General features: G+C 65.2%; 17 protein-coding genes. 14 read left to right on the top strand and 3 right to left on the bottom strand.

All coding sequences use genetic code 11. The annotated features are described in order from the left end of the window. Window positions 1-8 precede the first annotated feature (8 nt). The 14 genes from R6G97_RS07145 to R6G97_RS07080 all read left to right on the top strand — a co-directional run bounded on the left by R6G97_RS07145 (window position 9) and on the right by R6G97_RS07080 (window position 10,536). The gene (locus R6G97_RS07145; protein ID WP_197852826.1) at window positions 9-650 is read left to right on the top strand and encodes a SurA N-terminal domain-containing protein; all 642 of its coding nucleotides are present in this window, start codon (window positions 9-11) and stop codon (window positions 648-650) included. A gap of 266 nt (window positions 651-916) precedes the next feature. Then, window positions 917-1,447: a response regulator gene (locus R6G97_RS07140; RefSeq protein WP_043215034.1), complete on the top strand. Its 531-nt coding sequence runs from the start codon at window positions 917-919 to the stop codon at window positions 1,445-1,447. A 68-nt stretch (window positions 1,448-1,515) separates the two neighbouring features. Continuing rightward, window positions 1,516-3,294, top strand: a complete 1,779-nt coding sequence (locus tag R6G97_RS07135; protein ID WP_232095240.1) for a GspE/PulE family protein — start codon at window positions 1,516-1,518, stop codon at window positions 3,292-3,294. Continuing rightward, window positions 3,275-4,057 (top strand): hypothetical protein, encoded by a 783-nt coding sequence (locus R6G97_RS07130; protein WP_317847938.1) that lies wholly within the window; start codon window positions 3,275-3,277, stop codon window positions 4,055-4,057. Before R6G97_RS07135 ends, R6G97_RS07130 begins: the two co-directional genes overlap by 20 nt. 1 nt (window position 4,058) lies before the next feature. Beyond that, a complete protein-coding gene (locus R6G97_RS07125) occupies window positions 4,059-4,601 on the top strand; it encodes a PilN domain-containing protein (protein ID WP_253131912.1) in 543 nt (180 codons plus the stop codon). Then, window positions 4,588-5,139 (top strand): type 4a pilus biogenesis protein PilO, encoded by a 552-nt coding sequence (gene pilO, locus R6G97_RS07120; RefSeq protein WP_090342622.1) that lies wholly within the window; start codon window positions 4,588-4,590, stop codon window positions 5,137-5,139. The genes R6G97_RS07125 and pilO overlap by 14 nt, the downstream gene beginning before the upstream one ends. Continuing rightward, window positions 5,139-5,648 (top strand): hypothetical protein, encoded by a 510-nt coding sequence (locus tag R6G97_RS07115; protein ID WP_043215023.1) that lies wholly within the window; start codon window positions 5,139-5,141, stop codon window positions 5,646-5,648. The genes pilO and R6G97_RS07115 overlap by 1 nt, the downstream gene beginning before the upstream one ends. Beyond that, window positions 5,645-7,501, top strand: coding sequence for a secretin N-terminal domain-containing protein (locus R6G97_RS07110; protein ID WP_090342629.1), 1,857 nt, complete (start codon window positions 5,645-5,647; stop codon window positions 7,499-7,501). The genes R6G97_RS07115 and R6G97_RS07110 overlap by 4 nt, the downstream gene beginning before the upstream one ends. Beyond that, window positions 7,498-7,971, top strand: coding sequence for a type II secretion system protein (locus R6G97_RS07105; protein WP_070575883.1), 474 nt, complete (start codon window positions 7,498-7,500; stop codon window positions 7,969-7,971). Before R6G97_RS07110 ends, R6G97_RS07105 begins: the two co-directional genes overlap by 4 nt. A 5-nt stretch (window positions 7,972-7,976) precedes the next feature. After that, a complete protein-coding gene (locus tag R6G97_RS07100) occupies window positions 7,977-8,351 on the top strand; it encodes a type II secretion system protein (protein ID WP_043214435.1) in 375 nt (124 codons plus the stop codon). Continuing rightward, the gene (locus R6G97_RS07095; protein ID WP_043214439.1) at window positions 8,326-8,853 is read left to right on the top strand and encodes a type II secretion system protein; all 528 of its coding nucleotides are present in this window, start codon (window positions 8,326-8,328) and stop codon (window positions 8,851-8,853) included. The genes R6G97_RS07100 and R6G97_RS07095 overlap by 26 nt, the downstream gene beginning before the upstream one ends. Then, window positions 8,850-9,251 (top strand): curli production assembly/transport protein CsgE, encoded by a 402-nt coding sequence (gene csgE, locus R6G97_RS07090; RefSeq protein ID WP_043214441.1) that lies wholly within the window; start codon window positions 8,850-8,852, stop codon window positions 9,249-9,251. The genes R6G97_RS07095 and csgE overlap by 4 nt, the downstream gene beginning before the upstream one ends. After that, the gene (locus R6G97_RS07085) at window positions 9,248-9,667 is read left to right on the top strand and encodes a curli assembly protein CsgF (RefSeq protein WP_043214444.1); all 420 of its coding nucleotides are present in this window, start codon (window positions 9,248-9,250) and stop codon (window positions 9,665-9,667) included. Before csgE ends, R6G97_RS07085 begins: the two co-directional genes overlap by 4 nt. 29 nt (window positions 9,668-9,696) lie before the next feature. Continuing rightward, window positions 9,697-10,536 (top strand): CsgG/HfaB family protein, encoded by an 840-nt coding sequence (locus R6G97_RS07080; RefSeq protein ID WP_043214446.1) that lies wholly within the window; start codon window positions 9,697-9,699, stop codon window positions 10,534-10,536. 120 nt (window positions 10,537-10,656) lie between these two features. On the opposite strand, the gene alkB is transcribed toward R6G97_RS07080, so the two are convergent. The 3 genes from alkB to R6G97_RS07065 all read right to left on the bottom strand — a co-directional run bounded on the left by alkB (window position 10,657) and on the right by R6G97_RS07065 (window position 13,495). After that, window positions 10,657-11,301 (bottom strand): DNA oxidative demethylase AlkB, encoded by a 645-nt coding sequence (gene alkB / locus R6G97_RS07075; protein ID WP_043214478.1) that lies wholly within the window; start codon window positions 11,299-11,301, stop codon window positions 10,657-10,659. 249 nt (window positions 11,302-11,550) lie between these two features. Then, window positions 11,551-12,996 (bottom strand): curlin, encoded by a 1,446-nt coding sequence (locus tag R6G97_RS07070; protein WP_102081716.1) that lies wholly within the window; start codon window positions 12,994-12,996, stop codon window positions 11,551-11,553. 16 nt (window positions 12,997-13,012) lie between these two features. Further along, on the bottom strand, window positions 13,013-13,495 hold the full coding sequence (locus R6G97_RS07065; protein ID WP_070575871.1) for a curlin: 483 nt from the start codon (window positions 13,493-13,495) through the stop codon (window positions 13,013-13,015). Window positions 13,496-13,503: the final 8 nt, after the last annotated feature.

The following is a 13,503-nucleotide window of genomic DNA, read 5'->3' as shown; positions in this document are numbered from 1 at the left end:
AGGTCGTCATGCGCATCGTGTTGCTGTGTCTGCTGCTGGGGTTCGCGCCGTTGGGTCAGGCGGACGTCGCCGTGGCGAGGGTCAATGGCGTCGAGATCAGCAGCATGCGCCTTGAGCGCTACTTTGCCGAATACCTCCAGGATCAAGGTCGACCGGTCGCCAGCATACGCAGCCCGAGCCTGTACAAGCGCTTGCGCGACCAGGCCCTGGACGAGCTGATCGACAAGGAGCTTCTGTGGCAGGAGGCCCAGCGCCGTGGCGTGGTCGTCAGCGAGGACAGCGTATCGGCCCGTCTCGCTGAGCTGGAGCGGGCCTTCGGCAGCGCTGCGGTGTTCGAGCAACGTCTTGCCGAGGCCGGCTTCGATAGGACTGAGTACGCCGACTACACTCGTCACGAGATGGCCGCGCAGCAACTGTACGCCCAGATGACCGCCACCGATGAGCCCACCCCAGAGCAGGTCGAAGCCTTCTATCAGGCAAACAGGGAAAGATTGCAACGGATGCAGAACCAAAGTACCAATACCTTAGTCGAACGAGAGCAGGGTCTGGCCTTGGCCAGGCTCGCGCTCGTGGACGAAATGCAGGCCCAGGCCCGCCAGTCGGTGCGTAAGCGCTTGCGCGAAGGTGCGAAGGTCGAGCTTGCCGACTGAATGTGAGAGGCCGCTTGCACATTGCGCTGCCACGGGCTTGCCCGGCAGGGGGTTTTCCCCAATGCTGGGGGTAAGCGATCGGGCAAAGTGCCATCAACTTCCCCGCAAGTGGGGGAGCCTGTCCTCGCCTGGATTGGGTGATACCGCAAAATCAACGACTTACAGTGGTGCGACATGACTATTCACGCCTGGCACGAAGGATGCTCAAGCCTGTACAAGGCCGAACTCCAGAGTCCGGGCGACCGGGAAGTTCTTGGGAGTCGACCTTGGTGAACAGAGTATTGGTAGTCGATGACGAACAGACCCTTGCGCAGAACCTGCAGGCCTACCTGCAAGCGCAAGGCCTGGAAGTCCATGTCGCCCACGACGGTATCAGTGGCATTGCCCAGGCACAGGTCCTGGCACCGGATGTGATCGTACTGGATTACCGCTTGCCCGATATGGAGGGGTTCGAGGTCCTGGAGACCGTGCGCAGGAGCATGCAGTGCCATTTCGTGCTGATCACCGCCCACCCGACCGCCGAAGTCCGTGAGCGGGCCGCGGCACTCGGTGTCACCCATGTCCTGTTCAAGCCGTTCCCATTGGCGGAACTGGCCCGCGCAGTCGCCGACCTGACCGGCCCACAGCACCAGACTCGGACAGCGGACACACAGGCCGAGGGGTTCGTCGAACGACGCCAGAACAGGAACCAGACGTTCCCCCTGCAGATGTACGATGGCAGCTGGGTACTGGCCGACCGCCGACGCAACGGCGTGAAACCGCCCACACCTGACGACGAACTGCTCACCGGGGAATAGCGGCGCCCGCGGCCACCCCGGCAACCCCGAGCCAGCCTGCGACGCGCCCCTGAGCGGAGTCGCAGGCCATGTCAGACGTCGTCGATACAGCCCAAGCACCCCAGCCTGTACAGGGTCCTTCGCGGGTAGACCCGCTCCCACAGGATCTGCATTGCCTCCAGGCGCGCGCTGAGCCTGTGGGCGATGCACCAAGGATTGGTGCCTACCCCCGCGAACTGCTGGCCCAGGCCCGCCTGCAAGCCGGTGACGAACGCCTGCTCAGCTGCCTGGCGCGCCTTGCCGGCGACGACGCCGCCACCTTCACCCAACGCCTGGGCGCCACCCTCCATTACCCCGTACTCGACAGCCAGGCACTGTTCGCCAGCACGCCGCTGTTCGAGCAGGTCAGCCTGGCACAGTGCCTCAAACGCGAGTTCATCCTGGTCCAGCACCAAGGCCAGGCCGTCGGCGTGTTCGCCGACCCCTTCGACAATACCCGCCTGGCCTGGATCGACGATTGCCTGCAGGGCGCGCCGCTGTACCTGGCCCATGCCGCCGACATCGCCGCCTTCCTGGCCCGCCAGGAGGAGAGTTTCCATGCCGTCGACGCCCTGGAGCACGATGCCGAGCCCGGCACCGAGACCGATCCGCTGCAGCGTCTGTCGCTGACCAGCATCAGCGAGGACCAGAGCAAGGTGGTCAAGCTGGTCAACTCGACCCTCTACGACGCCCTCAAGCAGCATGCCAGCGACATCCACCTGAGCATGACCGGCCAGGGGCTGACCATCAAATACCGCATCGACGGTGTGCTCAACGGTGCCGGCAAAGCCAGTGGCAGTGCCTTCGCCGACCAAGTGATCTCGCGTATCAAGGTCATGGCCGAGCTGGACATCGGCGAAAAGCGCGTGCCCCAGGATGGCCGCTTCAAGGTCGCGGTGGGCGAGCGTCAAATCGACTTCCGCGTCTCGATCATGCCGAGCATCTTCGGCGAAGACGCCGTGCTGCGGGTACTGGACAAACAGGACCTGTCCGACCGGGTCAGCGGGGTGCAGTTGCAGGCCCTGGGCTTTGCCGACCACACCCTGGTGGCCCTGCGCCGCCTGGCCGCCGAGCCCTACGGCATGATCCTGGTGACCGGCCCCACCGGCAGCGGCAAGACCACCACGCTCTACGCGATGATCAGCGAGATCAACCACGGCGTGGACAAGATCATCACCATCGAAGACCCAGTCGAGTATCAATTGCCGGGTGTGCTGCAGATTCCAGTCAACGAGAAGAAGGGGCTGACCTTCGCCCGGGGTCTGCGCTCGATCCTGCGTCATGACCCGGACAAGATCCTGGTCGGCGAGATCCGCGACCCGGACACCGCCCAGATCGCCGTGCAATCGGCCCTGACCGGGCACCTGGTGTTCACCACCATCCACGCCAACAACGTCTTCGATGTGATCGGCCGCTTCAGCCAGATGCAGGTCGACCCCTACAGTTTCGTCTCGGCGCTCAACGCCGTGCTGGCCCAGCGCCTGATTCGCCTGGCCTGCCCGCATTGCGCGGTCCACGCCGAGCCGGATGACGAAACCCTGGCCGCCTCGGGGCTCACCCGTGAAGGCGTGGCTGGATGGACCTTCGTTCGCGCCCAGGGCTGCGGCCAGTGCCGTGGCAGTGGTTACCGCGGACGCAGCGCCATCGCCGAATTGCTCCACCTGGATGACGACCTGCGGCAGATGATCGTCGAGCGCCGGCCCCTGTCGCAGATCAAGTCGCTGGCTTGCCAGCGGGGTCTGCGTCTGCTGCGCGCCTCTGCCCTGGACCTGGTCCGCGAGGGCCGTACCACGCTTGAGGAGATCAACCGTGTCACATTTATCGCTTGATCGCTATTGCGCCGTGCTCGGCGCCGAGGGTGTCGGCCTGGGTCGCTGGCACGCCAACCAACATCAGTGGCTGGGCAGCCGCGCCTTCACCTGCGATCCCGCCCAACCGGCCTGGGCACCGGCACTCGAGGCCCTGGGCGAATTGCTCGCCGAACATGCGCCACGGCGGGCCCAGTTGCGGGTGCTGCTGTCGGCGCGCTACAGCCGCTTCTGCCTGGTGCCCTGGAGCGACGCCATCGGTCATCCGCGTGAGCTGGACGCCTACGCCCGGGCCTGCTTCGAGAACCTCTACGGTCAGTCGCTGGACGACTGGCGCATCGTGCTCTCGCCGGAGCCGGCAGGGGCTTCGCGCATCGCCACGGCCTTGCCCGAAGCACTGCTGCAGGCTCTGCAGGCACTGGGCCGGGAAAGCCGCCTGAGCCTGCGCTCGGTCCAGCCTTATCTGATGGCCGCCTATAACCGCTGCTCGGCGCAACTGGAGGAGGGCGATTTTCTTTTCGTGCTCGGCGAGCCACGGCGCAGTGTGCTGCTGCTGGCCGCTGGGGGGGCCTGGCAACAGGTACTGGCCCAGGGCTGCGCCGACAACGACCAGGCGCTGCAGGCGCTGATCGAGCGCACCTGTGAGCTGTACGGCGAGCACCTGCCCAGGGTCTACCTGCATGCGCCGGGGCGAGGGGATGTGCCGCGGTTGGCCGCCGTGCAACTGTGCCAGCCGGCAGGCGACAGCGATCCGCTGTGCGCCATGTGGCGGGCGGTGGCTTGACATGCGCCGCCTCGATCTGGAATTCCAGCCAGCCCCCGGCAGCCCGATCGCCTGGTCGCTGTTGACCCTGGGATGCGCCGTACTCGCAGCGATGCTGCTGATCGAGCAGCACTTGCAGGACGAACAGGCGGACCTTCAGGCCCGGGTCCATCTGCTCGAGCAGCAGCTGGGGCGCCGCCCGGTCAGCGCCGCCCCCCTGAACAGCGCCGCCAGCCGCGAGCAGGCCGAACAACTGGCGCAGATGCGCAGCGTCTCCCAGCAACTGCAACGGCCCTGGCAGCAACTGTTCGCCATGCTCGAGGGCATGCCCCAGGAAGACGTGGCACTGCTGAGCCTGACTCCCGATGCGCGCAAAGGCCAAGTCCGTATCGCTGCCGAAGCCCGCAACCTGGAAGCCATGCTCCAGTACCACCAGCGCCTGGAGCGCAGCGAGGAGTTGCGCGATGTCTCGCTGCTCAACCATGAGGTGGTGACCGGCCAGCCTGAGCATCCGGTGCGCTTCAACCTGACCGCGACCTGGGAGACCGGCCATGCGCGTCCCTAGTCTGATTCTCCATGAGCGCCTTGCACGCCTGGGCCGTGTCGGGTGCGCCGCAGTCGCCGTCGGCACCCTGGCGCTGTTGGTCGGGGTCACCTGGGTGCTGCCGCAATGGCAGGCCGTGCGGGAACTGCGGGCCAGCGAGGCGGACGCGGCGGTGCAGGTGCAACGGGTCAAGCGCGGCGAGCTCAAGGTGGCGCTTCAGCCTGAGCAGCAGGCGCTGGACAGTCTGCGTCAGCAACTGCCTGGACAACCCCAGGCCAGTGAGCTGATCGAGCGCCTGTATCACCTGGCCAGCGCCGAGCGCATCAGCCTGGCGCGTGGCGAGTACGCCCTGGGCGTCGACCCGAAAACCCAGCTGGCGCGCTACCAGATCGTGCTGCCAGTGCGCGGCAGCTATCCGCAGATCCGCGGTTTTCTCCAGGCGCTGCTCGGCCAGGTACCGACCTTGGTGCTCGAGGACCTGGAGCTGCAGCGCAAACGCATCGGTGAGCGCGAGCTCAACGGTCGTCTGCGCATGACCCTTTACCTGTCGAGGTCGTGATGAACACTCAACGCGCGGTGATGTGGGTCGGCTTTCTCGGGCTTTCAGGCGCTCTGGCCTGGGCGCCAGGGCACTGGTTCGGCGAGCAAGACGGTGTCGAGCCCTTCGCGGGTAAGCCTGCGCCCACGACAACCAGCGCCCGCACAGCACCTGTGGCAGCGGATTTGCCCGCGAAAGGAAAAGCAAAGGCCTCGACAGACCTGTTCCCGGCCCAGCAATGGACCGCGCCAAAAACCATGGCCACCGTCACCGAGCAACCCGTTGCCCCGGCGCCGGTGGTGGAGGCCGCACCCACCGCCCCGGTGTTGCCTTTCCAGTTCGTAGGCCGCCTGGGGGATCGCGACGACCTGCAGGTGTTCCTGCAGAACGGCGAGAAACTCTATGTCGTGCGCCAGGGCGATGTCATCGAACACACCTACCGCCTCGACCGGATCTCGGCCACCGAGCTGGACCTGGTCTACCTGCCTTTGCACCAGTCACAGACATTGTCTGTCGGGAGCGCACCATGAAGCCTTCGAAGTTGTGCAAGCCTGCTCCGTTCATGATGCTGGCTTTGTGCGTGGCCCTGGCGGGCTGCGGCTCCAGCGGTACGCGCAAGGACAGCGCCGAGCTGATGAAGGAGGGCCAGTACGAGGCGGGCATCGCCATGCTGGAAGACGCGCTGCGTGAAGACCCGCGCGACACTGAGCTGAACATCGCCCTGGCCCATGGCCGCCAGCAGGCTGTCGAAGCGCTGCTGACCCAGTCCGACGCCGACCGCATCCGCCATGACTTCGCCAGTGCACGCATGGGCTATGGCCGGGTCCTGACCATCGAGCCGAACAACCGTCGCGCCCAGGAAGGCATTCGCCAACTGGAGCTGGTGCGCAACCTCGACGAACGTGTGGCCATGGGCCAGGCCGCGCTGCGCCAGGGCGATCTATTCGGTGCCGAACGCTACATGCGCGATGTGCTGCGCCTGGATCCGCAGAACCAGAAGGGCATTGCGCTGCGCAGCGACATCGAAAACGTTCAGGCGCGCACCGCGCAGCCGTTCCCGCAGTTGCGCAGCAAGCTGGAGCGGCCGGTGACCCTGGAGTTCCGCGACGCCAATCTCAAGACCATCTTCGAGGTGCTGTCCCAGGTCGCCGGGATCAACTTCATCTTCGACAAAGACCTGCGCCCGGACATGAAAGCCACCATCTTCGTGCGCGATGTGCGCATCGAAGACGCCGTGGCCCTGCTGCTGGAGCAGAACCAACTGCACCAGAAGATCGTCAACGACAACACCTTGCTGATCTACCCCGATTCCCCGCAGAAGACCAAGGACTACCAGGAACTGGTCATGCGCACCTTCTATCTGACCAGCATCGACGCCAACACCGCGTTGAACATGGTCAAGACCATGCTCAAGACCCGTGATGTGTTCGTCGATGAACGCCTGAACACCCTGACCATGCGCGATACACCCGATGCCATCCGCATGGCCGAGAAGCTCTTGCAGTCCCAGGACCAGTCCAACCCGGAGGTGGTGCTGGAGGTGGAAGTGATGGAGGTGGCCCGGTCACGCATCCTCGACCTGGGCCTGCAGTGGCCCAGTACCTTCGGTGTGCTCAACGACGAGGGCAACCCGGTCAGCGTGCTCGACCAGCTGCGCGGCATCGACTCCAGCCGCATCAGCATCGCCCCGGCGCCCCAGGCCAAGATCAACGCCGCCGACAAGGACATCAACACCTTGGCCAGCCCAGTGATCCGCGTCAGCAACCGTGAGCAAGCGCGCATCCACATCGGCCAGCGGGTGCCGATCATCAGCGCCACTTCGGTGCCGTCGACCCAAGGCCCGGTGATCACTGAAAGTGTCACCTACCTGGATGTAGGTCTGAAACTCGAAGTGCAGCCCACCGTGCACCTGAACAACGAAGTGGCGATCAAGGTGGCCCTGGAAGTGAGCAACGCCACCCCGCTGGAGCCGACTCGCCAGGGCACCATCCCGGTCCAGGTCGATACCCGCAACGCCCAGACCAGCCTGCGCTTGCATGATGGCGAGACTCAGGTACTGGCGGGCCTGGTACGCAACGACCTGACCTCCAGTGGTAACAAGATCCCCGGCCTGGGTGACATCCCCGGCCTGGGGCGGCTGTTCGGCAGCAACCGCGACGACAAGAGCAAATCCGAGCTGGTGCTGGCGATCACCCCGCGCATCGTGCGCAACCTGCCGTACCAGAGTCCGTCGGACATGGAGTTCGCCACGGGTACCGAGTCGAGCCTGCAGGTCCGTCAGCAGATGATGGCCCCTGTCGTGCAGCCTGAGGCCGAGCCGACCCAGGGCACGGTCGCCACCGTCCCGGCCGCGATCACCACCCCAGTGGGCCCACGGCCATGAAACGCCAGCAGCGGGGGTTCAGCCTCATCGAAGTAGTGGTGACCCTGGCACTGCTCGGGTTGCTCGCCAGCATGGCCGCGCCCTTGACCGAAACCGTGGTGCGCCGGGGCAAGGAGCAACAGCTGCGCGAAGCGCTGTATCAGATTCGCGACGCCATCGACGCCTACAAACGTGCCTTCGATGCCGGCTACATCGAGAAGCGCCTGGACAGCAGTGGCTACCCGCCGAGCCTGGAGGTGCTGGTCGAAGGGGTGCGCGACGTGCGCAGTGCCAAAGGGGCGAAGTTCTACTTCCTGCGGCGCATCCCCCATGACCCGTTGGTGGCGGCCAAGCGTGAGGACGAAGGGGGCTGGGGGCTGCGTGCCTACGACAGCAGCGCCGACAATCCGCGTGATGGCAAGGACGTCTTCGATGTGTACTCCAAGGCCAGCGGCATTGGCCTGAACGGCATCCCTTACGGGCAATGGTGACGGTCATGAAACGCAACCGTGGCTTTACCCTCATCGAACTGCTGGTGGTCATGGCGATCATCGCCACCCTGATGACCATCGCCTTGCCGCGCTATTTCAACAGCCTGGAGGCCTCCCGCGAGGCCACGCTGCGCCAGAGCCTGGCCGTGCTGCGCGAGGCCCTGGACCATTACTACGGCGACACCGGCCATTACCCCGAGTCCTTGGAGCAACTGGTGGAGCAGCGCTACCTGCGCAACACCCCGGTGGACCCGATCACCGAGCGCAGCGATGCCTGGCAACTGGTGCCGCCGCCGGAGGGCGTGACGGGCGGGGTGGCCGATATCAAAAGCGGTGCAACCGGGAGGGCGCGTGATGGCAGCCTCTATGCCGAATGGTAAGGCCTGCGCGGGCTTCACCTACTTGGGCGTGCTGTTTCTGATCGCGGTCAGCAGCATGGCCCTGGCCGCCACCGGCACCCTGTGGGCCACGGCCGCCCAGCGCGAACACGAGCGCCAGCTGCTGTGGATCGGTGGCCAGTACGCCCAGGCGCTGCGCAGCTACTACCGTGCATCGCCTGGCCTGGCCCAGTACCCGCAGGCGCTGGAAGAGCTGCTGGAGGACAACCGGTTCCCATCGCCCCAGCGGCACATCCGCCGCTTGTACCCCGACCCGATCACCAACGGCGAAGATTGGGGCCTGCTGCGTTCGGAGGACGGGCGGATCACCGGCATTCACAGCCGTTCGGATGCCACGCCACTCAAACGCAGCGGGTTCGATGCCCAGTGGTCCGGTTTCGAGGGGCTCGAGCACTACAGCGACTGGCAATTCGTCGCCGAGCAGCCGTTCGCCGAGGGTAGCGGCGCAGCCCGTACCCACAGCGGCCCAGGAGATACGCCATGAAGCCGCTCGCTGCCCTGTGCTGCCTGTGCCTGCTGCTTGCCTTGCCTGGCACCCCGGCCCGTGCTGACGCCGAGGACGAGATGAAGGGGTTCATCGTCGACAACACCATCTCGCATATCGGCCATGACTTCTACAACGACTTCACCGACCGCCTGCGCGCCACGAGCCGCCTGGATTTCAACCTGGTGGTGCGCGAACGCCCCGACGCCCGTTGGGGCAGCCTGGTGACGGTGGAGTACGAACGCGAGGTGTTGTACCGGCGCTTCCTGCCGCCCAATACCACGCAACTCAAAGACGAGGCCGTCGCGGCGGCGGACCTGGTCAAGCAGCAGATCATCCAGCGCAAGCTGCAACGGCTGCTGCAGGACACCACTGATCTGGAGAGGGACGAGCTATGAGCAACCACATTTCCCGGTGCGTCGCCGTCTGCCTGCTGGCCGGCGCCTTTGCCGGTCACACCCAGGCCACGGAGCTTGTGTACACCCCGGTCAATCCGGCGTTCGGCGGCAACCCGCTCAACGGCACCTGGCTTTTGAACAACGCCCAGGCGCAGAACGACCATGACGACCCAGACCTCAAGGACCGCGCCTCGGCCTTCGCCGGCACCTCGGCCTTGGAGCGCTTCAGCAACCAGCTCGAGTCGCGGTTGTTGTCCCAGTTGCTGGACAACATCAACGACGGCAAGACCGGCAGCCTCTCTACGGATTCGTTCCTGATCGATGTGATCGACGACTCCGGGGCCCTCAGCATCAAGGTCACCGACCGTGCGACAGGGGAAGTCTCGATCATCGAGGTCAGCGGCCTGAACCCCTGAGAGGGACGGGCCAATAGGGGAGAACGACCATGAAACGCTTGCTGAGCACACTGCTGATCCTCGCCACCTTGCAAGGCTGCGGCCTGCGCGAGCCGATGCCCGCCGAACAGGATACGGAGACCCCGACCCTGACCCCGCGCGCCTCGACCTACTACGACTTGATCAACATGCCACGGCCCAAGGGCAGGCTGATGGCAGTGGTGTACGGCTTCCGTGACCAGACCGGGCAGTACAAGCCGACCCCGGCAAGCTCCTTCTCCACCAGCGTCACCCAAGGCGCGGCGAGCATGTTGATGGACGCCTTGAGCGCCAGCGGCTGGTTCGTGGTCCTGGAGCGCGAGGGCCTGCAGAACCTGTTGACCGAGCGCAAGATCATCCGCGCTTCGCAAAAGAAACCCGACGCGCCCTTGAACATCCAGGGCGAGTTGCCGCCACTGCAGGCGGCCAACCTGATGCTCGAAGGCGGCATCATCGCCTACGACACCAACGTGCGCAGTGGCGGGGAGGGTGCTCGGTATCTGGGCATCGACCTATCCCGTGAGTACCGCGTCGATCAGGTGACCGTGAACCTGCGGGCGGTGGATGTGCGCAGTGGCCAGGTGCTGGCCAATGTGATGACCAGCAAGACCATCTATTCGGTCGGTCGCAGCGCCGGGGTGTTCAAGTTCATCGAGTTCAAGAAACTGCTCGAAGCCGAGGTGGGCTATACCACCAACGAACCGGCCCAGCTGTGCGTGCTGTCGGCGATCGAGGCGGCTGTGGGACACCTGCTGGCCCAGGGCATCGAGCGCCGGTTGTGGCAGGTGGCGGATGCAGGGGAGGGCAACGGGCAGGTGGACAAATTCCTGAGCCAGAACCAGCAGCAGTGATTGGCTTAACTGCCACTTCGCGGGAGAACCCGCTCCCACAGGTACAGCGTCGCCTCCCGATGCGGTGCGATCCTGGTGGGCGCGGGTTCATCCGCGAACAGGTCAGAGCGCTTTCTATCGTCAACGCGCCTTGCGCAGTGTCAGGTTGATCCGCCGCTCACCCATTCTCGGGTGCACGCCAGGCTTGATCGGCATCACCCCGTGATAGCGCAGTCGATCCTCGCCTCCCCATACCAGCACATCGCCGTGGCTCAAGGGTATCCGTTGAGTCCGGTCCGAGCGCTGCAGTCCACCGAAGAGAAACACCGCTGGTAATCCCAAGGACAGCGACACGATCGGCTGGCCGAAATCGCGCTCGTCACGGTCCTGGTGCAAGGTCAAGCGAGTGCCGGGGACGTAGTGGTTGATCAGGCAGGCGTCCGGGACGAAGCCATCGAAACCGGCAGCGCAGGCGGCGCGATCGGCAAGATCGAGCAGAACCTGGGGCATGGCCGGCCAGGGCAGGCCGGTCTTGGGGTCGGTGGGGCTGTAGCGGTAGCCTTGCTCGTCGCTGACCCAACCCTGGGCGCCGCAGTTGGTCAGTGCCACGGCCATGTGCAGGCCGCCCGGGGTGCGCATATGGCGAAAGGGCGCGGCGCGCAATACCGGGCGCAGGGCATCGAGTACAGCCTCGATTTCGGCCAGGGCGAAGCCTGGCAGCAGCACCGTGTGGCTGGCCAGGCGTTGCGGCTGCGGGCCGAACAGGTCGAGGTCGGATTGGATCATGGGGTTGGCGTCGGTTGAGTCTGCACGCATTGTAATGCCGGCGGCCTGTCCGTGGGCCAGTCGAAGCGACGAACCGCTCAGCCTGCGCGGTGTGAGCGCTGCCCCCTTTGCGGGTGTATCCGGGAAGGAGCAGCGGCGACTTCAAGCCAAGCGCTGTGACAGGGGAGAGGGTTTACCGCCAAGGAAGGGGGAGTAAAAAGGAACCGCGGCGCCAGGGAGAGGGAACACCGCGGTCCAAGGGGGGACCCGCTACTGCTGGGTGACGATGGCAGTGTTGGTGCTGCCGTACTGGGTAATGGCGGCGTTCTGGTTCATGTTGCTCTGGGTGACGGTCGCCAGGTTGCCGGTGCCGCCCTGGGTGACATAGGCGACGTTGGCGACGTCGGTCTGGGTGATGTTGGCGGTGTTGCCACTGCCATACAGTTGGTAGGTGTAGCTTTGGTTGCCCTGGCCGGACTGGTCGAGGTTGATGACGTTGCCGTTACCGGCGCTCAAGCCCTCGGCGTAGTTGCCGCCGTCGCGTTGCGCGGCGATGAGCAGGTTGTCGCTGCCATTTTGCTCGAAGTACAGCTCGTTGTTGCCATCGACCTGGTTGGTCTCCATGGTGTTGCGGTTGCCGTTCTGCTCGAGCTTGGCCACCTGGTTCATGCCTTCCTGGTTGAAGTTGACGCTGTTGCCGTTGCCGTTCTGCTTGACCTGGGCTGTCTGGCTGCTGCCGAACTGGCCGCCGAACTTTTCGCCCTTCCAGTTGCTGGCCAGGACCTTGTTACCGTTGCCGGTGGTGTCGATGGTCAGGCTGTGGTTGTCGCCGGTCTGGTAGGTGAAGTGCAGGTTGTCCTTGCCGTTCTGGGTGATGTCGACCACCGAGTGGGTGGACTCGAACTGGTCCGACCAACTGGCGTTACGCTGGCCGCTCTGGGACAGATGGGCGGAGTTGGCCTCGCCGAAGCTCTGGTCGATGTAGCCCTCGTTGAGCTGGCCTTGCTGATAGACACTGGCCTGGCTGGCGATCTGGGTGTCCTGCCATACCTCTACAGAGTGGCCGCTACCGACCTGCTGGATGTCGATGGTGCCGCCCAGGCCGTTGCGCTGGTCGCCATAGGCCCAGCTGGCCTGGCCCTTTTGCCCGATGCGGATGTCGCCGTTGTCATGGAGGATGTGCTCGGCGGCGGCGGTGTTGCCGGTGCCCTCCTGCATGATCTGGGCGCGGTTGTTGGTGCCGCCGATCAATTGTTCGACCACGGCATCGTTGGCACTGCCTTGCTGCAGCGTGGTGGCCTGGGCTCCAGTCTGGAACTCCTGGAACACCCTGGACATGTTGCCGGTGCCCTGCTGGACCTGCAGCACCTGGTTGTCCTGGCCCAGCGACTGGCTGGAGAAGTTGTCGTTCAGGCTGCCGCCGGAGCGCTGGAGGGTCTTGCTGCCGTTCTCCAGGATCTGGTCGGCGTAGCCGGCGTTGAAGGAGCCGGTAGCGCTCTGGCTGATATCGCTGGTGCTGGTGTCCTGCACGGCCAGGTGGTTGTGGCCCTGGCCGTTCTGGTCCTGGGTGGCCGAGGCGTAGGGGGCGACGGTCTGCTGGACTTCGGCGATGTTCGCCTTGCCCTGCTGGCTCTGGGTCGAAAGGCTGTCATCGGCCATGACCTGGCCGGCGATCGCCAGGACAACGGCGGCGCTTAAGGGAGCGAGCTTGAACATGGTGGTGCCTCCAGGTCTAACGGTATTGAGTGATCTGAACATGTTGGCCATTGCCAGCCTGGGTCACGGCGCTGGTGAGCCCCGTGCCGCTTTGCTGGATGCTGGCGGTGTTGTAGTTGCCGAATTGCTCGATCGAGGCGCTGTTGTTGCTACCGCTCTGGCGGATGGCAGCGTTGTTGCCCTGGCCCTGTTGCACGATCGAGGCCATCAGGTCGCTGCCTTCCTGCAGGATGTACGCCTCCTGCGCCCCCCCGGCCTGGACGATCCGGCCCAGCAGGGCCTGACCGTTCTGATCGAGGGCGGCGCGGTTGCCCGAACCTTGCTGCTCGATGACCGCCATCTGGCCGGCACCTGCGGGGATCAGGCGCACGATCACCGGTTCTCCCAGGTCGTTGCCCAGCGCAAGGTCGGCATTGTCCATCAGGTCGTCGGCCCAGCCGCTCTGGAGGGCCTGGCCCGCCAGGGCCAGGCAGAGCAGCAGTGGATTCAGGCGTTTCATGGCAGCCT

The organism is Pseudomonas sp. HTZ2 (genome assembly GCF_033173945.1).
Classification (GTDB): Bacteria; Pseudomonadota; Gammaproteobacteria; order Pseudomonadales; family Pseudomonadaceae; genus Aquipseudomonas; species Aquipseudomonas guariconensis.
Note: the sequence above shows the minus strand (reverse complement) of the source record. Positions and strands in the feature narration are given on the sequence as shown.